Raw genomic sequence first — 24738 nt, forward strand, 5'->3', positions numbered from 1 at the left:
TTCTCCTTCTGGTCACGAATCCTTTTTTCGGAACTCCATGGGTGTCATCCCGAACGTTTCCTTGAATTGGCGGCTAAAATAAGGAATATAGCGATAACCGACCCGATCGGCGACCTCATAGATCTTCATGCTCGGGTTCTTCAGCAAATCACGGGCCTGCTCCATTCTCATCCCGACCAGCACCTCGCTGAAATTTTTGCCGACTTCTTCTTTAAACAAATGGCCCAAATAATTCGGGGAAAAAGAAAACTGCTCCGCCATATCCTTCAGCGTGATATTCTCTTTTATCCGCTCCTTCATCGTTTTGAGAATTTCCCGGATCAAGCGGCTGTTCTTCGTGGCCCGCTTCTTGCGGATCATTTCCGAGATTTCAAACACCTTGCGGACGAGCCAGGAGCGGATGTCCCCCATCATCTCGAACTTCAGCACGACGTCTAGACTGTGCAGCTCCATCCCGAGCAGTTCGAACAGATCCTCGTCCAGGGATTGCAAATAATGATCCAGCTTGAACACAATATACATCGCCAAATTATAAACCGTAAATTTGGAGCGGAGCGTGGATACCGATTTAAACAGGTTGTCGATTTCGTCATGCACCCGAACGAGATCGTAATCCGTCATCGCCTGGAACAGGGCATCCAGACGGATATCCAGCGTCTTCGCATCGCTCAGCTCCGGCGCCCTCCGCACATCCTCGTAATTGATCACCTGCCCGCGGCCGAAAAACATTTTGCCGTCCAGCGCCTCCAAAGCCTGCTTATAAGAAAGCGGCAAATCGGAGATATGCCGCACTTCTTCCCCCAGGCCCACCGTCAATGCCGTCGAAATCGTGGCGTCGATCGAGCCGCGGATTTCCTCCAGGCAGCGGCCGAGTCCCTCGCCATGCAGAACGACGGCTATCCGGTTTCTCGTCAATTTGCAGCTATACAGCCCGTTACTGTATATAATCTCGTAGAGCCGCTTTAGACTGTTTTCCAGCTTATCGCGGGCGGCGGCGAGCTCGCTCTCTCCGGCCTTGAGCCACTGCAAGTCGTCGATCTCCAGCACCGCGGCCCGCAGCGGCCCCTGCAATCGGTCGAGGCCGTACGAAGCGGCCAATTTCATCAGGCTGCCGGACGAGTCCCAAGCGAGCTCGCCTTCCAGCAAGCGGATGAGCAGATCGTTCTGGGCCATCGGCTTCATCCTGCGGTAATTCTCCTCCGTCTCCCGCTGCCGCTCCTCTAGCCCGAGCTCTTCCGCAGCGGCCAGCAGCGAGGAGATCAGCTCCTCGTCGTCCATCGGCTTCAGCACGTAGCTGCAGGCCTTCAGCGACAGCGCTTCTTTGACATAGTGAAAATCCTGATATCCGCTGACGAAAATGATTCTGACATTCGGCTTCTTATCAATCGCGATTCTGGCCAGCTCCAATCCGGACATGTTCGGCATATTGACATCCGTCACCAGAATATCGACCGCCTGGCGGTTTAACACCTCGCAAGCCGCAAAGCCGTTGCTGACGGCCTCGACCACCTCCATCCCGAGCCGTTCCCAGGGGATAAACCGTTTCATGCCTTCCAGGTCAAGCAATTCGTCATCCGCAAGCAGCACCTTATACATGACGAAATCCCTCCCTATGTCTGGTCTTTTTTTTCAGTATATCGTTCCAGAATGTTCCTGAATAGCCAAATATCAAACAGGGCCCGGATCACCGGGCCCTTACGGAAGAGAATGTTATTGTCCGTTTATAATCGCCTTGTTCTCGCTCCATTTCTGCACGTAGAACTCCAGCGTTTTGTCGAATCCGGCGGCCATCGTGTCCTCGTAGGCCTTATCGAGCAGCGCGAGCGCTTCCGCGTCGTCTTTGGCAAATAGCGTCTGCGCCCGGACCTGGAGCCAAATATCTTTGGCGCGCTGGTAGGCGATGCCCTCCTCGCTGTCCGGGTTCGGCGTCATATTCACGAATTCCGTCGCGTCTCCTTGCGTTTTCCAGGTGATCTGATATTGCCAATACGTCGCCCAGTTGCGTTCGTTCTCCGCCAGCGTGGATTCGTATTTCCCCTTCGTGTCGTCGGCGAAGACGGTGTTGCCGACCCACATCAGCGGGTCCATGAATTTTTGGTATTCGGCCAGTTTATCCTTTTGGGTACCGTATTTCTCGGTGAATTTGGGAGTATAGCCGTCCGCCTCATAGCCTTGCCAATATTCGCCTTCGACGCCCCAGAATTGCAGCGTCGTTCCTTCCGGCCCGGTCCACCAGTCGAGGAAAGCGAATACCGCTTCGGGGTCTTTGGCGCTCGTCGTAATGACGGCCGCATTCCAGCCCAATTTATTGTAAGTGCCCGGATAGATTTTGTTCTTATCCAGTCCCTCTTTGTAAATCGGCCAGACCATGAAATACCCGAGGTTGGGGTCGTTCGGGTCCTGCTTCTTCACCTCCGTATCCGCGGCCATCGCATAGACGGTCGGGTTGGCGGAAGCATATACCGCCACGCGGCCGTTCAGCAATTTCTCGTCGACCTGGTCGCGGGTTTGCGTCATCGCGTCCTGCGTCATCAAGCCTTCGCGGAACAATTTGGCCGCAAATACGACGGATTCGCGATACGGTTCATCCTTATAGATCGATTTCATCCCGTCGCCGTCCGGTACGGCGAAAAAGCGGGTGAAGCCGAGGTTATCCTCTTTAAAGGCGGAATAAATCTGGTCCAGCCCATGACCTTCGGAAGCGATGTCGGTTTCGAACGGGATAACGTCCGGGTATTTCTCTTTGACCATTTTCAAATAGGCGTACAAATCGTCGGTCGTTTCCAGCTTGGGCGAGCCCAGCTCCGTGTATATCTTCTTATTGACGACCCAGCCCGCGTTGCCGTTCGGACGGTTGGTATACCAGTTGGGGAATTGATACAGCTTGCCGTCCGGGGAACGGAGCATGTTTAGCGCTTTCGGATCGAGCCACTTTTTCAGGTTCGGATATTTCTCGATGTAATCATCCAGCGGGACAAGCAGACCGGCTTCGCGAAGACGCTCGACGTCCGTGCCGCGCTCACCCCATATGATATCGGGCAAATCGCCGGAGGCGATCATCGTATTCAGCTTTTGCGCGCTGTTGCCGCCGTTCGGCACTTCCGTAACCGTAACCTTCTTGTTGTCCTGAACCCATTTTGTCGTCGGATCATCGCCCCATTTGGGCATGGTGTACCAATTGTAATTGCCGAACAAAGTAATTTCGAGCGGTTCCTTCCCCAGCTCATAAAGCTGCGGTTCCGCCGAAGGCGCATCCGTCGCGGTCGCCTCCGCATTATTTCCTCCCGAATTGCCGGTCGGCTGCGCCGTATTGCCATTATTCCCGGAACAGCCGGCAATCAGAGCTACTATCGTCAGGATCGACAAAATTGTGGCCAACCGTGTTCTCCTCTTCACCATGCGCTGCTTTCCCCCTTTAAATAATAAGTAATATTTATGTTTAAAGCTCATGCTCTAAACCCAAGTCCAATACGCTTTCGCGATGCCGGTATACGGTAAGGCTATTCTTTCAAGGAACCTACAAGCACGCCTTTGACGAAGTATTTCTGGACAAAAGGATACACGCAGATGATCGGGATCGTCGCCACCATCATCGTCGCCATGGACAGCGATTTGCTCGTTACCGTTTTGGCCCGCTGCAAATGGGCGAGCGAAGAAGCGTCCAGTGAACTGGCTTGCTCGGAAACGATATTGGACAGCAGAATCTGCCGCAAAATCGTCTGGATCGGGTACAGATTCTGGTCGGAGATGTAAATGCCGGCGAGGAACCATTCATTCCAGTGCGACACGGCCGTGAATAAGGACAAGGTGGCGATAACCGGGCCGGACAGCGGAAAGACGACCCTGAACAAGGTGCCCCAGTTGCCGCAGCCGTCGATCTTCGCGGATTCCTCCAATCCGGCGGGCAGGCCTTGAAAGAAAGTTTTGAAGATAATCATGTTCCACACGCTGATCAGGGCCGGGATGATGAACACCCAGAACGAATTGAGCAGCCCCAGATTGCGGATCAATAAGAAGGAAGGGATTAACCCGCCGCCGAAATACATCGTAATGATGCACATGACCATGTAATATTTGCGGCCGATCAGCTCCCGCCGCGACATCCCGTAAGCGAAGATTGCGGTACAGAGAATCGAGGTGACGGTGCCGATCACGGTCCGCAGCACCGAGACGATAAACCCGCTCATCAGCCGGTCATCCTTGAACACGATTTTGTAATTTTCCAAAGTGAACACCCGGGGCCAGAGCGTAACCCCGCCTTTGGAGGTATCCAGCCCCTGATTGAACGACACCGCCAGCGCGTTGAGGAACGGATATAGCGTCGACACCGCCAGCAGAGTCAAAAAGATATAGATTATAACCACCATGACGCGGTCACCCAAGCTGTCGCGCATGCTCTTTCAAGGCCTCCTTTCGGTTATCCCGGCTTCCCTTACCACAAACTGTTGCCGGACCGCCGGGCAACGAAGTTGGCGATCGTCAAAAGCCCGACGCTGATGACCGCCTTGAACACCCCGACCGCGGTCGCATAGGAATACCGGTAATTATTGAATCCGACCCGCACTACATATGTGTCCAGCACATCGGATACGTCCCGGATCGCCGGGTTCGCGGCCAGGATCAATATATCTTCAAAGCCTGCGCTAAGCAGGTTGCCGATGGCGAGGATCATGAAAATCGTGACCACGGGCATAATGGATGGAAGCGTTATCAGGTAGATTTGCTTGAACCGGCTCGCCCCGTCGATCGAGGCGGCTTCATAGGTATTCGGATCCACCCCCGCAATCGCGGCAAGATAAACGATCGAGCCGAACCCGATCTCCTTCCAGACGTTGGTGGTGACGAGAATCCCCCAGAAGTACTCCGGCAGGGACAGGAAATTGATCGGCTTGTCGATCACATTCAATTTTTCAAGCAGCATATTGACGCTCCCGTTGTCCACGGCGAGCAGAGCGCTGACGAGACCGCCCAAAATGACCCATGACATAAAATGCGGCAAATAGGTGATCGTCTGTACGACCCGCTTGAAGGCCATTTTTCTGACTTCATTCAGCATTAACGCCAGCAGGATCGGCGCCGGAAATCCGATCAAAAACTTCAGCAGGCTGATCACAATCGTATTTCGCATGACCAGACCGAATTCCGGGGACGAGAAGAAATAGGCGAAATGCTTGAATCCTACCCACGGGCTACTGGTAAAACTCCGTCCGATCTTGTAATCTTGAAAAGCGACCAAAATTCCGTACATCGGAATGTAGCTGAAAATAAAAATCAGGATCAACGCGGGGATCACCATCAGCTGCAGATCGATCTGCCTGAAAAAGCGCCGCAATCCGGCATGCCTGATGCGGGCGTTTGCGTTCAGGGGCCGTTTTTTTAAGGATAGTTGCGCCATATCGTTCCTCCCTAAGGCTTGCTTTCCGCCATCTATCCTCATTCTAAGGAAATCGGCGCCGGCTTACTATCTGCCCAATCAACGAAAAATGATACTAATCAACAAGGTGGTTTTTCTATTGAAATCGAAATCCAATCCGGAACATTCCCCTCTGCAAAAAAAATTGCTGCCGCGCCATATCAGCTTCATGGCAATGGGCGGGGTCATCGGTACGGGCATCTTCAAAGGCAGCGCCGAAACGGTCAGCGTCGCCGGACCGGGGGTCGTGTTCTCCTACGCTTTGGCAGGCCTGCTGCTTCTCGTCGTCATGGGCGCAATCGCCGAGATGGCGACCGTCTATCCCGGGCTCAATATGAAAGACTTTATCCGTAAAGCGTTCGGCGAGCGGCTTTCCTTCATTGTCGGCTGGCTGTACTGCTTCATGTGGCTCACCGTTTGCGTCATCGAAGTGATCGCGGCCGGCAGCTTCCTGCAATTTTGGCTGCCCGATGTCCCGCTCTGGCTGCTGAGTCTTTTGTGTGCCGGCTTTATCCTCGCCATCAATATGCTGAGCGTCGGGGGCTACGGCGAATTCGAATTTTGGCTCGCCGGGATTAAAATCGCGATGATTATCGTATTCATCGTGCTGGGTGGCGCCATCCTGTTCGGCCTGATTCCCGGGGCGAGCGTTCCGTGGCATCATAACTTTACCGCTTACGGCGGCTTTTTCCCGAACGGCTGGACCGCGATTTTCCCGGCGCTGCTGGTGGTCATGTTCTCCTACGGCGGCTCCGAGCTCATCGGGCTGACGCTGTCGGAGGCCCAGGATGCGGAAAAGGTTCTCCCCAGAGTGGTGAAAAGCTTTATCCTGCGGGTCGTGCTGTTCTACACACTGCCGATCCTGATCATTTGCGGCCTGATTCCGTGGAATACGCTGAACGAGCAGACAAGCCCGTTCGTGCAGGTGCTGACTTCCGCCGGGCTTCAGGGCTCCGCGCATCTGATGAACTTCATCCTGATTACCGCCGTATTGTCCGCGGCCAATTCCGGCATCTACGGCGCTACCCGGATGCTGCATTCGATGGCCGGGGACGGCGAGGCGCCGCCGAGTCTTGCCCGCTTGTCCGGGAAGGGTGTGCCGGTCAACAGCCTTAAGCTGTGCGCCGTCATCCTGATTCTGGGCTCCATGATTGCTTATGTCGCGCAGGATAATGTGTTCCGGCTGCTGATGGCCGTACCGGGGTTTGTCGTGCTGCTCGTGTGGATCAGCATTCTGCTGGCGGAATGGAAGCTGCGCAAAACGTATCCCGTTAAGCCCGGTTTTACAGTCTGGGGCTATCCGTATCTCACGTTTATCGCCGTGATCTGCCTGTCCGTCATTGCCGTCATCTTCCTGTTCGATGCGCAAAACCGGATCAGCATCGGCGTCTGCCTTGCGGTCTTATGCCTGCTCGCGGTGTGGTCCTTCCTCCGCTTCAAACCGGGAAAATCCCGCTGAATCAGGCGCTATTCTCCTGTTTCTCCCCCGCTTCAAGCGTGTTACAATAAGGGTTGTATGAATGAACCTAAGTATATAACGCTTGTTATTATATAGAGATAGAGAGATAGATAGAAAAGCTGGGGGAGGAAATGATGGAACTCGAAATCCGGACGGAGTATGTCGTCAAGCCACCGAGAATGCCGTTTCGTACAAAGCTGTGGGAACGGATACGGCAAACATACCGGTACGATACCTCCTTTTGGCGGATCAGCCTGGCCGGCCCTTGGGGGGCCGGCCTATTTGCGTTTGCCCTGGCCGCGCTGGGCATGCCGACCGGCGTGGGCGCATCCTTCGACATGGCAGTTTTCGCCTTTGGCGGAACTCTGGCTCTATTTCTCGCCGCCAATCTCGTCGCCGTTGTCCTCGGCCTGATCAAGCTGCCGGTCCCGCGTCTGTTCGTCGGCAGCGTCCTGTTCGACCTTGCCGCCATATTTCTGATCTTCTATCAAGAGGATAAAGCTTTCGCCATCTCGGCCATCGTCTCGGCGGCCCTAACTTTGATCGGAGTAGCGACCGGCCTGCTAATCGGACTGTTTGCCGCCCGCAAAATCAAGCCGACGGTTAAAGCCGTCCTGGCCGGCGTGCTGTTGCTCGGCAGTCTGTCCGCCGCCGTCTGGCCCGACAAGGCCGAGCCTGCCGCCGTGCAGGTCCTGGCCGATGAGGCGGACATCCCGGATATCGCCGAGACCGCCGCCGATCCTTCCGAGCCCGGCGCCTACGCCGTTACCTCGTTCCACTACGGCAGCGGCAAGGATTATTGGCAGCCGGAATACGGAGAAGAAACCGACCTCATTTCCGAATCGGTCGACGCCTCCGCTTACATCAAGAAATGGTCGCGGTTCAGAACGGCCTATTGGGGCTATAATCAAAAAGCGCTGCCGCTCAACGGCCGGGTATGGATGCCCGAAGGAAACGGCCCTTTTCCGCTCGTGCTGATCGTGCACGGCAATCACTTGATGGAGGATTATTCCGACGACGGCTACGCTTATCTGGGGAACCTGCTGGCCAGCCGCGGCTTTATCGCCGTGTCCGTCGACGAGAATTTCCTCAATTATTCCGTTTGGTCCGGTATCCCGGACAATGATATGAAAGTCCGGGCCTGGATTTTGTTGAAACATCTGCAGCAAATCGCCGACTTCGCCGAGAATCCGGCCACCCCGTTTTACGAACGGGTCGATTTCGATCAAATCGCCCTGATCGGCCATTCCCGCGGCGGCCAAGCTGTGGCGATGGCTTACGATTACAAGCGGTGGTTTGACGCCGATGCGACCTTGAAGGATATCGACCGGTTTCTTATCCGCGCCATCGCCGCGATCGCGCCGACCGACAAAAAGGTCGACGAGACTTTCGCCAGGCTGCAAAACGTCAACTATATTACGCTGCAAGGCGCGCGCGACGGCGATGTCAACGATTTTGACGGCGACCGCCAGTACGCCCGCACCTCGTTTACCGCCGGGAACTCCGGCTTCAAGGCCTCGCTGTATATCGCCGACGCCAACCACAGCCAGTTCAATACCGGCTGGGGCGGACGGGACATCAGCTATCCGAAGGGAATTTTGCTGAGCCGGAAAGGCATGCTGTCCCCCGGCGAGCAAAGAACCATCGCCAAGGTGTACATCTCCGCTTTTCTGGAAACGACGCTTCATGGAGAGGAGCGGTATCGCCCGCTGTTCCGCGATTACAGAACGGGATTGTCCTGGCTGCCCGACACGGCGTACTATAGCCGTTTTGAAAGCGGGCTTATGAAAACTTGGGCCAAGTTCGACGAGGATATGAACCGGATGACCTTGCCGGGAGGCGGCGTCGCCGAAGGGAAGGATATCGTCTGGATCGAGGAAGAAGCGAAAGACCGCGACCAATCCGGCAAGGGTACGCGCGGCGCCGTGCTGGAAAGGGACGACGATGGGGACCAAGCCTCCACTTACAGCTTGACTTGGGAGACCGCCGCGCCCGCCCCGGCCTCGGGAGCGGCGCAGGTGCTTTCTTTCTCCTTGGCGGACCGCAGTTACGAGCTGGAGGACGCCGCCGTGGATGCCGGTCCGGGCAATTCGGTCGACGGCGAAGCCGGCACCGAGACCGGCACGGATGAATCCCCTGCCGGCCCAGAGCCGCTGGATGTCGAAGTCGAGCTGGAGAGCGCGGACGGCGTTAGCGTACGCCTTCCCCTGTCCGACTTCATGCCGATTTTGCCCTTGCCCGAAACCAGCTACACGCTTCATCCCTGGCTTGACCAGCACCTTTCCGGCGGGAAGTACAAGCACCCGACCGAAGCGGTGTTTCAAACTTACCATCTTCCACTCTCGGCTTTTGCCGAAGCGGACTCGCGGTTTGACCCGGCTTCCGGTATCGCCCGGCTGACCTTCCGCCTCACCGGTGGCCCCGGCCGGGTGATGCTGGACGATATCGGGGTGTATTGAGGAAGTTTCACAACGGATATGATAAGTATTAACGGACACTGAAGCCGCTATATGATCAAAACCCGGGTTTTTAAACCGCTAACGGACACAGTTGACGCTAAATGACTGAAATAGCGCTGAAATTGGCGTAAACAGACTATATAACGTCCCTGCTGTCCGTTAGATTCATAGATGCGTGAACTTGAGGCGATTAGTGTCTCCGGCGTCCGTTGTCAGATCCACGATCCTGTCCAAAACCAAAAAAGGCGAGGTTCCTTAACGACGGAACTTCGCCTTTTACCCTTGTATGTGTATTTACATTTACTCCTTAGGCACCAGGTTGTAAATCTCCCCGCTCTCCATCACATCGATCAGCCGGTCGAGCCATTCGTAATATTTGACGGCCTCGCCCATCTTGCGCCGGTCCTCTTCCAGGATGCCGCGGAACGGTTCATGCAGCTCGGAATCCAGTGCGAGCAGCTTATTGATCTCTTCGACCGCCCGGCGCAGCACCAGAATGTTGGACTCCACCGCTTTTCTCCATTTGATCGCAAAAAAGTCGGTAAACGTCTGGTACCAGTCGTACTCCACCTCGTACAAATCCTTGCGGGAGCCCTTCTCCCAAACTTTATTCACCATTTTCATATCAAGCAGCGTGCGCACGCCCGTACTCATACTGGTTTTGCTCATCTTCATTTCCATGCCCATTTCGTCCAGCGTCATCGGCTTGTCCGCAAAAAAAAGCAGCCCGTACAAATGGCCCGTCGACAAAGAGATTCCATATAAGTCCATGTTTCTGCCAATCGCTTCTATAACACGTTTACGCACTTTCGATAACTCGGCTTGTTGTTCCGGTGTAAGCTGGTCCAAGCTCATGCGTGCGACCTCCTATCATGACATTGCGTTATATCTAAGATGTGAAAATTCAGCCCATAAAACATATCCCGACTAAATGATTAGAGGAATGCTTATTCTATCTTAAGAAAAGGATGTCCAAAAGTAAAGAACTGAACCGGGGCGCAATTGTGAGCATTCGGGAGTTATCGGAAGAATCTTTTCGTTCAGTTTTTTCTGTACGTTCTTTATGTACGGTTATAAGAGTTGATTGGAAAATGTGTATTTTGTTAGACTAAGAACATGGATTTATCGCGGCTATTGAATCAACCGTGACATTATAGAGAAATTCATTTGGTTTTGAATCAAAAGGGGTGAAAGTATGGGCAATGAAATTCTGAAGGTCAACCGGCTCAGCAAGCTGTTCGGACCGGGGGCCGATCAAGGCGTGGCCTTGCTTGAGCAAGGCTACAACAAAGACTCCCTGGCAAAGGAAAAAGGCATTACGGTCGGCGTCAACCGGGTCAGCCTCAGTATTAATGAGGGCGAGATTTTTGTGATCATGGGTTTGTCGGGGAGCGGCAAGTCCACATTGGTTCGCATGCTGAACCGCCTCATTGAGCCTACGGCGGGCGAAGTTCTGATCCATGGCCAGGATTTGCTGAAAATGAACAAGGCCCAACTGCGGGATGTCCGGCGTAAAAAGATCAGTATGGTGTTTCAAAAATTCGGACTCTTTCCGCACCGGACCGTGCTGGAGAATGTAGAGTACGGGCTGGAGGTACAAAAGTTTCCCAAGGCCGAGCGCCGGGAAAAAGCGCTCAAGTCGCTTGAACTCGTCGGCCTGAAGGGCTGGGAGGACAAAATGCCCGATGAGCTCAGCGGCGGCATGCAGCAGCGGGTCGGCCTCGCGCGGGCGCTGGCCAACGACCCGGAAATCCTGCTTATGGACGAGGCGTTCAGCGCGCTCGATCCGCTCATTCGCCGCGATATGCAGGACGAACTGCTGGAGCTGCAGGAGAAAATGAAGAAAACGATTGTCTTCATTACGCATGATCTTGACGAGGCGCTGCGCATCGGCGACCGGATCGCGCTGATGAAGGACGGGGAGCTCGTGCAGATCGGAACTCCGGAGGAGATGCTGACGAATCCGGCGGACCGTTACGTCGAACGCTTCATTGAAGATGTCGATCTGTCCAAGGTATTGACCGCCTCCCACGTCATGCGCCGTCCGGAAACGGTAACTCCGGACCGCGGACCGCGCGTCGCCCTGCAATTGATGCGGGAACGGGGGATTTCCAATCTGTTCGTGATCGACCGGGCCAAGCGATTGCTTGGTGTAATCACGGCCGAGGATGCTTCAAACGCGGCCAAAACCGGAGCAACCCTCCAAGACATCCTGATTACGGACGGTCCGAAGGTTCCGCCGGATACGCTGCTCAATGAGCTGTTCGAAGTGACCAGCTCGGCAAAGGTTCCGCTCGCGGTCGTGGATGAACAAGACCGGCTGCTGGGCGTCATCGTACGCGGTGCCGTACTCGGCGCTCTCGCCGGCGAAGTGGAAAACAAGGAGGTGAGCGGAAATGAACTTCATTCCTAAGCTGCCGCTCGCGGACTGGATCGAAGCGATCGTCGACTGGATGGCCGACAATCTGGGCGGGCTGTTTGACGGCATCTCCGCGGTTATCGAGGCTATGGTTAATTTTTTCTCCGGCCTGTTCCTCCTTCCCCACCCGCTGCTCTTTATTGTAATCTTGGGCGTACTCGCCTATCTGGTGGGCAAATGGAAGCTGACCCTGTTCACGGTGATCGGATTCCTGTTAATCGTTAATCTCGGTTACTGGGACGAGACCATGAATACGCTGGGGCTGGTTATTACGTCAGGGCTCATCTCAATTGTACTCGGTATTCCGATCGGGATCTGGAGCGCCTACAGTAAAACGGTACACCGCATCGTTACGCCGCTGCTCGATTTCATGCAGACGATGCCGGCATTCGTGTACCTGCTGCCTGCGGTTACGTTCTTCAGCCTGGGCGTAGTACCGGGGGTCATCGCGTCTGTGATTTTCGCCATTCCGCCGACCATCCGCCTGACCCATCTCGGCATCACCCAGGTCTCCGGCGAGCTGGCCGAAGCGGCGGAAGCCTTCGGCTCCACCTCGTGGCAGAAGCTGTTCAAGGTGCAGCTGCCGCTGGCCATGCCGACGATGATGACCGGGGTCAACCAGACGATTATGCTGTCGCTGTCCATGGTCGTCATCGCCTCGATGATCGGCGCCCAAGGCATCGGCGCAACAGTCTACCGGGCCGTCACCCAGTTGAAGATCGGTCAAGGCTTTGAAGCCGGTCTCGCCGTCGTGGTGCTGGCCATCGTGCTGGACCGGTTTACGCAAAATCTTTTCAAATCGAACAAAGGGAGAGGATAACATGAAGAAAAGCAGAAAACTACTAGTACTCGCGGGGCTCGCTAGCGTGCTGGCGCTGTCCGCCTGCGGTTCCAACGCCGGCAATGCCAACAATACGGGAAATAATGCCGGGAACCAGGCCGGCACGGAGACGGGTGCTTCCTTCGGCAGCGAGGTCAATTACGAAATCATCGGGATTGACCCCGGCGCAGGGATTATGAAGGCCACCGCCGATGCGCTGGATCAATATGAACTTACCGACTGGACGCTGATCGAAGGCTCCGGGGCGGCCATGACCGCCATGCTCGACAAATCGGTAAAAGCGGAAAAGCCGATCATCATTACGGGCTGGACACCGCACTGGATGTTCGCGAAATACGATCTGAAATATTTGGACGATCCGAAAAAAGTATACGGTGAAGCCGAAGAAATTCACACGGTCGTTCGTAAAGGGTTGAAAGAAGATCAACCGGTAGCGTATGAATTCCTCGACCGGTTCGAGTGGACTTCCGATGAGATGGGTGAGATCATGACCGCCATCCAGGAAGGAACGGACCCGGCGGAAGCCGCCAAGGCATGGGCCGACAGCCACACCGACCGCGTCGACACCTGGACGAAGGATTTGCAACCGGTAGATGGCGATAAGCTGAAATTGAGCTATGTGGCCTGGGATTCGGAAATCGCCAGCACCAATCTGCTGGAGTATGTTCTGGAGAGCAAGCTCGGCTATGACGTAACCGCGCTTCAAGTCGAAGCCGGGCCGATGTGGACCGGAGTTGCGAGCGGCGATGTCGACGCTACGGCCGCCGCATGGCTGCCGCTGACGCACGCCGATTACTGGGCCGAGTACGGCGACAAGCTGGAGGACCTCGGCGCGAACATGACCGGCGTGAAGACCGGGCTGGTCGTACCCGCCTATGTAAATATCGATTCGATCGAAGACTTGAAATAATTTTTCCCAAAATAAAATAGACCACATAAAAGAAACCATCCCTCTGGCAAGGATGGTTTCTTTCCTTCATCTATATAAAGAAGAGGGAGTACTATAAATGTATCAGCCATTCCTTAATTTAACCTTACAGAAACCTGAAAAATACATTAATTTATGATTCTCCCAATCTCCGCGTACTGCCCGTCTTCACATTCGACAAACACGACAAACCCGCCGTCGATCAAGCTTTCCTCCATGAGTCTGGCATCGTTTTCGGGAATGCCTGCCCCCATTAATCCCACGATAAAATCGTCGCTTCCTTTGCCGATTTCAGAGCCGGCCAATAATTGCGCCGCAGGTCCAATCGCGGCTACATTAGCGGGCTGCCCCTCCAATATGGCCGTCACCTCGATGAGCGGGTGGAACAGCGCGTGATTTCCGTCGCCCCGCTTCGGCTTGGGCAATCCGGTATCCCGGCTGATGATCTCCAGTTCTTCTTCGGTTCTTGCCAGTACGGAAATTTGCCCTTTTTTGACCCCGGCCTCCTTCAAATCCGCAATGAGCAATGCGGCATCCTGCCTCGTTCCGGTCATCGCGGCCAGCAATTTCGCCATCGGTAATCCCCTCCCGTTCTCGTTACTGTCCTAAATACACCGACAGTTTCTATAAACCGGCTTGCCCGGTCCGTGAAACAATCAATCCGTTAAGCCCCGACGTCCGCCGTGCCCCGGCTCGCCGCTTCCTCATAGCTTATAAGAAAAAGGAGGAGGTATGCCCAAGTGGAAGCCTACTATAACTGCTTACGTTTAAAAAATAAAAAAGTCCGCATCTTGACTCATGACAGAAAGCATATTACCGGAACCATCGTCGATGTCGACCCGCAATACGTATATCTGCGTCCCGAGCGCGGAGGCGCGCGGGTGTCGGCGTTTTATCCGTACGGCGGCGGCTACGGCCCCGGCTGGTACGGCAACGACATCATCACCTTGAGCCTGTTCACCCTGCTGGCGATCGCGCTGATTTAAGCGGTTGCCATGGTTTTCGCCTAATGCAAAAAACCAGGCCCTCCACGGAGGGCCTGGTTTGGTTTTGGCGGCTGAATAATTTCCTTGAATAGTGATAAACAGTTCCAATTCAATAGCATTTTTATAATTTTAAAAGGCTATCTTTATGCCAGTCATATTTCCATTAGCATCATACTCATACTTATATTTTAGTCCAGAAGGTATGTTATATAATTTATTCTTCCTGCCGAATCATAAACATATTGGACAGTCCCGGAATTGGAGTTTATTAGATCATCCTCTATATTCCAAACTCCAATAAGTCCATCAGTCTGTTCAACCGATAATGTTCTATACATATTGCTTTGGATCTCATTTTCTGTTAGTGCTTTATTCCATATACGTACTTGTGATATCTTTCCGTTCAATTTATATTTATCGCCACGGCCTGAGACATAGGCCGACGAAGATACTGCTCTATTAAGGGTAGTTGTTTTAACCACTTGCGATATTTCCTGCTTTACGCCATTTAAATACAGCTCATTGTTGGTTGAATCTGGGACCCCGTTATAAAAGACCGCTGCAACGTGAACCCAGGTTCCTTTAAGTTCACTTGCAGAGATTCCAAGTACATTTCCCTCCAGAGTATTAAATCCAAAATAGCCGGAAGTAAAATATAAATTATATCCGGTAGCCCAGCTAAAAGGCATCTGACCGTTGGTACCGTCCCAATACATCCAGAATTCTACAGTGTTTTTCGCCCCTTGTAAGGTATTCACCGGTATATCCGTTAATTCGAATTGGGTGACCCCATCAAAACTTTTATATACTTGTGGCTCCTCTAATAACTTCCATGAACCAACCAAACCAGTCTCAATATTTGTAAATACTGACCTATACATGTTGCTTTGAATTTCTGATTGACTCAAACCCCTGTCCCAAATTTGTAGATTCGCCAGTTTTCCTTTAAATTTATACTTTTCTCCATAACCGGATATGTAGGCTTGAGGTTTGGCGCTCTTACTTGCGGTTGTTGTTCCAACAAGTGGGGATAAAGTCTGTTTCAAACCATTAATGTATAGCTCTGCATTAAAAGAATCTGGAACTCCATTATAAAAGACTGCGGCCACATTAACCCATTTGTTTTTTAAATCAACTGAGGAAATTCCATACACATTACTTTCCCCTGTGTTAAACCCGAAGGCATTTCCAACAAAATATAAATCATACCCCCCAGACCAACTGAATGGCATGACTTTTTCTGTCCCGTCCCAGTACATCCAGAATTGAACGGTATTTTTAGCACCAGATGCAACATTAACTTTTAGTCCAGTCAACTGAATCTGTTTTGTTCCGTCAAAATTTTTGGAGGCTTGCGGTTCCTCCGTTAAATCCCATGATCCAACCAATCCAACCTCGTCGCCACTAAGAAAATTTTTCTGCATACTGGCTTGAATCTCTTCACTACTTAAAGCTCTATTCCAAATACGTAGGTGTGCAAGCTTTCCATTAAACTTGTATTTATCGCCGTATCCTGATATGTAACCAGTTGAAGATACTGTTTTACTTCGGGTTGTAGTTTTAACCACTTGGGAGATATTTTGTTTAATACCGTTTATGTATAATTCATTGTTTGTCGAATCCGGAACTCCGTTAGAAAAAATTGCTGTAACATGAACCCAGGTTCCTTTAAGTTCATTTGCAGAGATTCCAAGTACATTCCCTTCTGAGGTGTTAAATCCAAAATAATTAGAAGAAAAATATAAATCATAACCTGTGGACCAACTAAAAGGCATCTGGCCATTAATACCATTCCAATACATCCAAAACTCTACAGTATTCTTTGCACCAGCAGCAGTATTTACGGATAGATTGGTAAAATTTATTTGTTCAGTACCGTCAAATGATTTTCCATTCCCTATATTCGGTTCCCCCGCAAAAGTTACTCTATTAAAGCACATTAATATCAGGGAAAAGCATAAAAAGTTGATTACAAGCTTTCTCATAGTTTTCCTCCTATATTTTTAAATGGGGAATTCTAAAAAGACAAAAGAAACCACATGGGAGTTGTTACACTCCATGTAGCGAAGAAAAAACTACTTTAGTTTATTAGTCAGTGAGTTAAGATCAGTAATACCCTTTAAATCTGCCCCGTTCAGATAATATGATTCGTTACTAGTATGATTTTCAAATTTAAATCGGATAGCCGATAGTCTATAGTCCTTCTCTTTGAGAAACAAAACAATTTCAAGTATTGTATTCTTAATATTACCTTGCATATCATCATTTACATTAATCCACAATCTCAAATCGGAAATATCTTCACCCTTGATTTCTCCCTTAATGTCATGATAACTGGGGGGATTCGTTCTATTACCTTCAGAATGATTTTGTAATGGGTCAGACCTCAATTGAAAAGACACACTGGATATTTGATGAAATTGCTGTTTAATCTCATTTTTAACCTCGTTTTCCCAGTAGGATAAATAATAGTTATCAACCATATTCCCATCATATTTACTTAGTTTAAACTGAATTTGAGGATCTCTCTTCAAGTGAACAACAGTATAATACCTGTATTTGAAATATGATGAGTTGTCAAAATCATACTCAACCGACTCTATTTCCATCTCATTTCCATATTTTTCATGTAGATACTTTGCTGATTCTTCTTTCATAGCTTCTTTTCCCCATGGTGTTCCATTAAATATAGAGTATACAAAAAGTGCTAACAAAAGAACTACTAATCCTATAATACAACGCTTCACATAATCTCTCCTTAATAGCATGATTGATATCTATCCATGCTATACACTTTTAATCCAATAACTGCTTCCCTACTTTAATATTATTTAAAAATGTATCCTTTCCGTACCAAAAATTTATACCACCCCGATTCAGAATTCTTTTCGTTTTCTTTTATGAAGTTTTGAATTTTATGGATTCAAATTCAGTAATCTTTTGCATATCAATCCTCCTGCTTCAGCAAACGTCCGATTTCATCGTAGCTCTTTTTCACGGCTTTTCCGTCGGCATACGTCAGTTTAATCATATCCCCAGCCATATTATAGCTGTAGCTGGTGATCTTGCCTTCGGCATCCGTCACGGATGTTAATTGGGAAAGCGCGTCGTAAGCATATGTGGTTTTATTCCCCTTCGCATCCGTCGTAGACATCAGATGACCGTAGTTGTCGTAGACACTGCTGGATAACGTAAGATTTCCGGTCGATTTTAGTTCTTCGGTTTTAATTACCCGGCCTAGTATATCGTAAGTCTCCCGGATTTGGTTGCCTACTCCGTCTTTGATCGTCTTGGTCCGGGCGGCATCATTATAGGTATACGTTGTAGTACTGGTTCCATCATTTTCAGTCAGAATCCGACCGTGGGCATCATAGGTGAAGGTGCTTTTATTTCCTTCCGCATCCGTTTGGGCGATAAGCCGATCAAACGAGTCATAGGTATTGGTGATACTCCCCAAAGCATCGGTTTGTTTGGTTAAGCGCCCGAACGGGTAGGAAGAACAGGTTAATCAAGGTGATATCTGACCATGATCGACTTGTTTGGTGTAACGTAAAAGCGTTATTTAGGTTGTAAAATTAAAGTATTCGATGTGCCGTATAAACAAAATTGCGAAATCCTCATACGGGTATTACAGGGTTTAAGTGTTTTGTTGTTTATACGAATGAATTCAATTGGCACTGGGTAGCTCCTCAAAAAAAGAACCTTGAAAAGCACGAAGCTAATCAAGGTTCGTAGATGGTGCTAGGTGGTATTCCTCTAACATTACGTCAGAACATACTACCGACAACCATGGTTTCGAGTAGTCTGTTGTAAAAATTCCCACGTGATTTTGCCCATCCGAACTCTCTGCTAACTCTTTAAAAAGGACAATTGTAAAGAGACTTTCTTTGTTTACTTCATCTAGAGTTAAGAGATGTTCTTTGCTGAATTGAAAATCCGCTTTTTTGCAATTTTTGAAAATAATCTTTAATAACCTTGTAGTATCATAACCATCTTGTATATCCCAATAATAATCGACAACTACTATCAGATCTATTAGATCGCCAGCCCATTTCACTTCAGTAACTATGCTATCCGTAAAATCAAAATTTTCTAGAACATCCTGCAGATTGGTAGCCAACACTTTTGCTCACCTACCTTTCGAAATAGAAATGCGTTGCATCTCTTAGTTCTTGCTTTGTTGCGTTACTTGGGAATACTCCATTGTCATCTAGATAGCCACCACCCTTATTCTGAACTCTAAAATAAGGAGTACCTTCCCCAGGTTCTGCATGTATTCTCACTTTAGTGCCCGTATTTGGGTCAGTAAGAATAGTAGCAGGTCCACTTTTCTTTCCACCAGGTTCAATGGTCTTAGTCCATCCCGATCTTTCAAGAATGCTAATCATCTCGTTAGGGGACATGCTTTTTCCCATTTGGCTAAAGTTCTTGACTGTCCATTTGAAAGCAGTACCCATCCCCTTAACAACTGTACTTTTAAGCCCATATTTCTCCATCACTGCTTTTGACAACCTATGTTGTCCATTGCTTTCAAACATTAAGGCAAAACTGCCATCATCCACGTAAGTAACAACTGATAGGGTAAGCCTCATAACCATGATTTGATCTTGAGAAAGGCCCTCTCCAGAGTTTGCAAGCTTATCAAATGCTAATTTGTCTCTCTCCCGCCAGTCAAGATAATAATCCCATGCTACACTACCGTCATTGTTATACAACACACCATTTGAACCTAGTGTTCTACTATCAAATCCATAGCCTCCGACTTCATGCATATTGCCAGTAGGGTCTAAATACTTCAACGGATTATTCAGCGTATAAGTATACAAATTCAACGTTAGCGGATTCGTCAGTTCCCCCTCATACGTATCCTCCCCAATAAACCTGGCCGTCGCCGGATCATACCACCGGGCGCGCAGATACTGTAGCCCTGTATCTTCATCCCAATATTCTCCCGAATAGCGGAGCGGGTTCGGTACGGACTCCTGTACCGTTATAGGATTGCCCCAAATGTCGTAGCTGTAGCTGTTGAGTAAACTTCCCGCTGCATCCCGAAGTTCCGTTACATCCCCATGTCCATTCGTGACGTAGTATTGCAGTTTCGTTTCACCTGCTGCCTGACGGCCAACTAGCTTCCCGGTTGCATCATACACGTAACCATAAGTGATCGTTGCTGTCCCGGAATTTACCGTTCCTTCTCCCACCAGCAAGCCTCGGTCGTCGTAATAATACCTTGTCGTCTGGCTTCCCTTTTTACGTCCCACCATCAAGCCATTACCGTTATAGGTGTAGGAAATGTTGTTGCCATCTACGGTTGTGCTCTTCAGCCGGTTTCTGGTGTCGTATTGGTATGTGGCCAAACTTGGAGGCTCCGGAACCTGGTCGCTCGTCAGCGTACTTCGATTATCCCTTTTGTCATAACTGTAAGTTTCATTGAATTGGCTCGATGTCTTGATCCGGTTCAGTACATCATAGGTGTAAGTGTAGCTATTTCCTGAATCGCTTTGAGACGTGATATTGCGGTTGTTGTCATATCCATAGGTATATTGCTTCAAAGTCGTTCCGCTAAATGCGGTTTTCAGCCCGGTTAAGTTTAATCCCGTGTAAGTATAACCTTGTGTTAATTTCGTACCGGTTGTCGTTTGGGATATGCTATTGTTTTTTAGGTACGTATAAGCCAGTGTTCCGATTTCCGTATTACTGCTGTTCAATACTTGAAGCTTTTGCGGCAGTGCCGATGCTCCCTGATAGGTTGTTTTGAGGGTCAGTTTATAACTCCCCAGTGTAAAAATCTGACTGGTCCGGACTCCGCGTTTATCATATTCAAATGTTAATTTGGCGCCGTCCGGATAGGTGAGGGTCGCCAGCTCTCCTGTTGTTTTATACGTATAACTTGTGGTCCCCGTTGAGTCCTTCATGGTCAGCCGGTTCCCCATCGTATCGTACGTATAAGTGATCGTCTCGTCGCTCGCTTGATCCTGCGTCAATAAATCACGGTTATTATATTGGAATGTGTGAGTTTGGCCTTTGCGGTCAATATATTTGGTAAGATTGCTGTTATTGTCATAGGTGTACGTTTCAGTTTTTCCTAACGGATCAACCTGCTTCAGCAAACGTCCGATTTCATCATAGCTCTTTGTCACGGCTTTTCCGTCGGCATACGTCAGCTTAATCATATCCCCAGCCATATTATAGCTGTAGCTGGTGATCTTGCCTTCGGCATCCGTCACGGATATTAATTGGGAAAGCGCATCGTAAGCATATGTGGTTTTATTCCCCTTCGCATCCGTCGTAGACATCAGATGTCCATAGTTGTCGTAGACACTGCTGGATAACGTAAGATTTCCGGTCGATTTCAGTTCTTCGGTTTTAATTACCCGGCCTAGTATATCGTAAGTCTCCCGGATTTGGTTGCCTACTCCGTCTTTGATCGTCTTGGTCCGGGCGGCATCATTATAGGTATACGTTGTAGTACTGGTTCCATCATTTTCAGTCAGAATCCGACCGTAGGCATCATAGGTGAAGGTGCTTTTATTTCCTTCCGCATCCGTTTGGCCGATAAGCCGATCAAACGAGTCATAGGTATTGGTGATACTCCCCAAAGCATCGGTTTGTTTGGTTAAGCGCCCGAACGGGTCATATTCATATGTCGTTTTAGCGCCGTTTGGAGCCGTAACAACCGTGGTATTTGTGGAATCATTATATGAAGAGCTTATTTTGGAGCCATCCGGATTTGTCTGTGTTAATGGACGGCCTATAGCATCATAAGTCACGGTTGTGTTGTAACGATTCCCATCCTTGTAGTTTAATAAATTCCCCCTATTATCATAACTAGCATCTTGAACAATCGAAGCTTTGACTCCTTGCGCATTGGTTACACTTACACTTTGTTGAATTTTTGACGGGGCATATTCAAACGTTTGATTGACAACCGTATCCGAGGAATCTCCCTTCATCCTGATCTCAATGGGATTCCCGTACGTGTTATATTGATAATTGGTTTGTCCGTATAACTTCCCGGAACTGTCTTTCACTTGGACCTGACTCAGTGTAGCTGTGTCGTCATCATAAGTATAGCTTGTAATCAAGCTATTTGTTGAACTGACCGGTACCGTGACTTTGATCGGAGACCATCTTCTCACATTATAATTTACGTAATAATCGTACTCATAAGTGGTCGTAACTCCCATAGGGTCGGTTTGGGAAGTAATCAGTCCCCAGTCGTTGTAAGAAGTTTTCGTGGTTACGGCAGAAGAACTGGACGAGCCGGTGTAAGAGCGGCTCTGAATTTGAATGGGGACCGCACGATATTTCGTTTTATCGTAAGTATAATTCGTTTCCTGACGCATCTGCTTATCAAGTGATTCCACAGTCGTTTTTGTAAGATATACCACTTCGGGTCTGCGGTTGCCGGAAAAATCTTTCTCATAGTGATACGTAGTTAATGTCAAGCCATCATCTACGATGGCGGAGAAGGTATCGTCCTCTCCATAAACCGCCCCGATATCGCCTTCCAGCTCTACATCCATACTGCTATATTCTGTTTCTTCCGTCGTACTGTAAAATAAGTGTCTGACTTTGTATACAGGTTCATATTGGACGGCTACTTCTCCAATATGACGCGCGGCAAGACCGGCATACGCATATTGAACCATAGCTTTCGTCGGAAACTCGATTGCGGTGAGCTCAACCCAATCATTAACTCCCCAATAAATCATTCGTTCGGTTCCCGTATAATATTCGTAACCGCTTATAAGATTGAAGAAGTTCCAATCGATATAGTAATCATACTTTGTAGATCTTCCCACCGGATCAACAACTTCCGAAAGAACCTCGTGATCTCGTACATCCCCTTCCATAACCGTTTTATGATACACAACGGTTTGAGTCTCGCCTTTTGCTATATTGTAGGCATTGATTTCAACCGACTGATCGTCAAAGTCGGTATATAAATAGCTGACCATTTCATCTTTTCCGGCATAGACGAATACAGAGTCAAGCCCGTCGGCTCCCCAACTGAACTTGATGTGATTCCCGTATTGATTGGTGATTAATACTACATCGCCGTTGCTGGTGAAATAGGTATTGATCCCTGCGGTATAATCAAATAAGACATAGTCCGCATCATCCACTTCGAAATATTCATCCAATTCCTCAAGACGGGATTCACTCACTTCTCCAAAGTCCAGATTATCCCACGGGTAACCTACCAATTCATCATCCTCTTCAATATCAAGAACATAGGTTCCTAGATTGGGAAGATAAATATACTGAGTGCCCTCTTCTTTTTTTAAATAGGGAATATCCCAAATCCAGCCTTGCCCTATGTTGAACCGTCGTTCTTCTTTCGTTATTTTCGTTTCGTTCTCCCATCGATCGGTATCCACAGTCATACGATCCTTACTAAGCGAACTGTCATAAATCCGCGTTAAAGCAAAATCCAGACCGTTTACGCCTTCAAGATATAAATCCGTGGCCGTCACCCGAAGGGAGCCGTCGAGGGTTGAGATTTGATCCGTTTCCGAACCTACCGTATAGGGGGCGCTGTTCATTTTGATGTTCTGACGTTCCAACGCCACACTATCATATTTGGAAGAGGCTGCCAAAAATGAATTCAATCCATAGACATCATCGGTGACAGACGGTTTGGTTATGTAGACATCTTCTGTAACGGTTTTCACGCCATAAACATCATCCGTAATAGATGATGTATATAATGGATCTGCTACTCTGCCGGGATAAGTGGATTGCATATATTCTTCATAAGAACCGCCCGATTCTTGATGAAGTAACCCCTGATAAATTTCATGAAGCAAATAGCCACGCAGTAATTCCTGAAGTACCCAATCCCGTTCAACATGAAAGCGTTCAGTTAACGTTGTAATGGTAATAAGTTCTTCAGGGTCCAATTCAACAGGCAATGAGTCAGGCGAAACTATATCATCGTACACATCTGATGTAACTGTGCTTTGAACTAAAGGGATGTCAGTATTTTCGGCAAAGACGGATGGTAAGATATTTGGATTAACTATTGTAATAAACAGTAAGATAAAAACTAATATCTCGCTTATTCGCTTTTTCATAAGCAAATTCCCCTTTATTTATTTTGGCCGCTTCTTCTAAACGTAAAAGTTAATCCCCGCGTTGTGAATTCCTAGTTTAATGCCCACCCTTTAACGCCTTGCATTAAATATCCTGAAATTTTATTTCCAGTATATTACCATTCGCATCATACTTATATAACACCTTGGAACCATCACTATAAGTTATAGACTCCAATTGATTCGAGCTATTATACTGATAGGTGGCCTTCGTATTAGTATAGGAAAATTCTAATGCATCGATGAATGCGGTCCCCGTTCCCCCATTTCCCGTCGACTTAATAACCAAATTTATGGAAGCTGTTGTTGCCTGTTTAGGGACCTTCCCAGAGGTAGTAAGTAAAATATATCCTCCTGTTACTGTTTTTCTCTCCAGATAAATTCTATCGATCCAAACTCCATTTTCGTCTGCAAAATCAACGGAATACTCCAATTGACTATTGGTTAATGAAGAGATATTTACAAGGGCTTTCATTGAAAAGGATAGTTCTGGTTTCACTTTAATATCTTGTTTTATTCCTATACTTTTGTCTTTCGTCATTCCGGTTCCTACTATTTTCTGAGCGGTATGTCCGTTATAAACAGGTGATTGTACTAATCCAAAGTTGGCTGTTGAACCGTCGCTGGTGATCTTACTCCATCCTGTTCCAATGTCAGCTGATTGACCAAACTCTTCAAAGCTCCAATTGTTAATGAGGTTGGCTCCAAAGGTAGCTGCTCTGAAATCAATTAGTTCAGAATAGTTCCCTGAATTATCAAATGCTCTTACCGAGAACTTATACCACTTTCTAGGCTGAAGACCCTTGGCAGTGTAGGTATTAGTTGTTATCGTCCCTAAAAAGATGTCATCTTGATAAACCTCATAGCCCATAATCTCCACATTATCCACTGGAGGGTCCCAGGTGAATTCAATTTTTTGATAAGTCTGTTGTACTATCCGAAAATTGTAGGGGGCTTTCAATGGCTCAGGAGTTTCTTCCCCGTAATACAACGATACATTGTCCACATATACCGTTCCTCCGCCATCTTCCCCGATCGATCGTAAGGTCAGGTTCACCGTGGCTTCTGCTGCCGTTGCCGGAGTTTCCCCGGACAGCCGCAATGCTACATAACCATCGGTCAGCTCCGTTTGCTC

General features: G+C 49.1%; 17 protein-coding genes and 1 pseudogene. 6 read left to right on the plus strand and 12 right to left on the minus strand.

What is annotated here, in order from left to right; genetic code table 11:
- Positions 1 to 12: 12 nt before the first annotated feature.
- From V3851_RS14905 to V3851_RS14920, 4 genes are all read right to left on the minus strand, one after another.
- Positions 13 to 1596: a response regulator gene (locus V3851_RS14905; protein WP_331847338.1), complete on the minus strand. Its 1584-nt coding sequence runs from the start codon at positions 1594 to 1596 to the stop codon at positions 13 to 15.
- Between the two features lie 114 nt (positions 1597 to 1710).
- Entirely contained in the window at positions 1711 to 3399 is a 1689-nt protein-coding gene (locus V3851_RS14910) for an extracellular solute-binding protein (protein WP_331847339.1), read from the minus strand.
- A 101-nt stretch (positions 3400 to 3500) separates the two neighbouring features.
- Positions 3501 to 4394 carry a carbohydrate ABC transporter permease gene (locus V3851_RS14915; protein ID WP_331847340.1) on the minus strand — a complete coding sequence of 298 codons (894 nt, stop codon included), beginning with the start codon at positions 4392 to 4394 and terminating at the stop codon, positions 3501 to 3503.
- A gap of 38 nt (positions 4395 to 4432) precedes the next feature.
- Entirely contained in the window at positions 4433 to 5395 is a 963-nt protein-coding gene (locus tag V3851_RS14920; protein WP_331847341.1) for an ABC transporter permease, read from the minus strand.
- Between the two features lie 118 nt (positions 5396 to 5513).
- On the opposite strand from V3851_RS14920, the gene V3851_RS14925 reads away from it, so the two are divergent.
- Complete coding sequence (locus tag V3851_RS14925; RefSeq protein WP_331847342.1) at positions 5514 to 6872, plus strand: amino acid permease; 1359 nt, start codon at positions 5514 to 5516, stop codon at positions 6870 to 6872.
- Between the two features lie 131 nt (positions 6873 to 7003).
- On the plus strand, positions 7004 to 9331 hold the full coding sequence (locus V3851_RS14930; protein WP_331847343.1) for an alpha/beta hydrolase: 2328 nt from the start codon (positions 7004 to 7006) through the stop codon (positions 9329 to 9331).
- Positions 9332 to 9631: 300 nt separating this feature from the next.
- Here the strand turns inward: V3851_RS14930 and V3851_RS14935 are convergent, their stop codons facing one another.
- Positions 9632 to 10186 carry a GbsR/MarR family transcriptional regulator gene (locus V3851_RS14935; protein WP_331847344.1) on the minus strand — a complete coding sequence of 185 codons (555 nt, stop codon included), beginning with the start codon at positions 10184 to 10186 and terminating at the stop codon, positions 9632 to 9634.
- 340 nt (positions 10187 to 10526) lie between these two features.
- On the opposite strand from V3851_RS14935, the gene V3851_RS14940 reads away from it, so the two are divergent.
- The 3 genes and pseudogenes from V3851_RS14940 (at position 10527) to V3851_RS14950 (ending at position 13501) form a co-directional block, all read left to right on the plus strand.
- The gene (locus V3851_RS14940; RefSeq protein WP_331847345.1) at positions 10527 to 11744 is read left to right on the plus strand and encodes a quaternary amine ABC transporter ATP-binding protein; all 1218 of its coding nucleotides are present in this window, start codon (positions 10527 to 10529) and stop codon (positions 11742 to 11744) included.
- A pseudogene (locus tag V3851_RS14945) lies at positions 11728 to 12555 on the plus strand (ABC transporter permease); the annotation flags it as partial. The gene V3851_RS14940 and the pseudogene V3851_RS14945, both read left to right, overlap by 17 nt.
- Before the next feature lie 16 nt (positions 12556 to 12571).
- Positions 12572 to 13501 carry a glycine betaine ABC transporter substrate-binding protein gene (locus V3851_RS14950; RefSeq protein WP_331847347.1) on the plus strand — a complete coding sequence of 310 codons (930 nt, stop codon included), beginning with the start codon at positions 12572 to 12574 and terminating at the stop codon, positions 13499 to 13501.
- Positions 13502 to 13647: 146 nt separating this feature from the next.
- Here V3851_RS14950 and V3851_RS14955 read toward each other — a convergent pair whose 3' ends face one another.
- Positions 13648 to 14094 carry a hypothetical protein gene (locus tag V3851_RS14955; protein WP_331847348.1) on the minus strand — a complete coding sequence of 149 codons (447 nt, stop codon included), beginning with the start codon at positions 14092 to 14094 and terminating at the stop codon, positions 13648 to 13650.
- Positions 14095 to 14259: 165 nt separating this feature from the next.
- On the opposite strand from V3851_RS14955, the gene V3851_RS14960 reads away from it, so the two are divergent.
- Positions 14260 to 14505 carry a hypothetical protein gene (locus tag V3851_RS14960; RefSeq protein ID WP_331847349.1) on the plus strand — a complete coding sequence of 82 codons (246 nt, stop codon included), beginning with the start codon at positions 14260 to 14262 and terminating at the stop codon, positions 14503 to 14505.
- Between the two features lie 188 nt (positions 14506 to 14693).
- On the opposite strand, the gene V3851_RS14965 is transcribed toward V3851_RS14960, so the two are convergent.
- The 6 genes from V3851_RS14965 to V3851_RS14995 all read right to left on the minus strand — a co-directional run.
- A complete protein-coding gene (locus V3851_RS14965; RefSeq protein WP_331847350.1) occupies positions 14694 to 16490 on the minus strand; it encodes a LamG domain-containing protein in 1797 nt (598 codons plus the stop codon).
- A gap of 90 nt (positions 16491 to 16580) precedes the next feature.
- On the minus strand, positions 16581 to 17252 hold the full coding sequence (locus V3851_RS14970; RefSeq protein WP_331847351.1) for a YfjL-like protein: 672 nt from the start codon (positions 17250 to 17252) through the stop codon (positions 16581 to 16583).
- A gap of 200 nt (positions 17253 to 17452) precedes the next feature.
- Positions 17453 to 17962, minus strand: a complete 510-nt coding sequence (locus tag V3851_RS14975) for a hypothetical protein (RefSeq protein WP_414859315.1) — start codon at positions 17960 to 17962, stop codon at positions 17453 to 17455.
- Between the two features lie 261 nt (positions 17963 to 18223).
- Positions 18224 to 18625, minus strand: a complete 402-nt coding sequence (locus tag V3851_RS14985) for a hypothetical protein (protein WP_331847352.1) — start codon at positions 18623 to 18625, stop codon at positions 18224 to 18226.
- A 13-nt stretch (positions 18626 to 18638) separates the two neighbouring features.
- The gene (locus tag V3851_RS14990; RefSeq protein ID WP_331847353.1) at positions 18639 to 23585 is read right to left on the minus strand and encodes an RHS repeat-associated core domain-containing protein; all 4947 of its coding nucleotides are present in this window, start codon (positions 23583 to 23585) and stop codon (positions 18639 to 18641) included.
- 103 nt (positions 23586 to 23688) lie between these two features.
- Positions 23689 to 24738: fibronectin type III domain-containing protein (locus V3851_RS14995; protein WP_331847354.1), on the minus strand; the 1050-nt coding region annotated here is incomplete at its 5' end.

Source organism: Paenibacillus haidiansis (assembly GCF_036553665.1).
GTDB classification, from domain to species: domain Bacteria; phylum Bacillota; class Bacilli; order Paenibacillales; family Paenibacillaceae; genus Fontibacillus; species Fontibacillus haidiansis.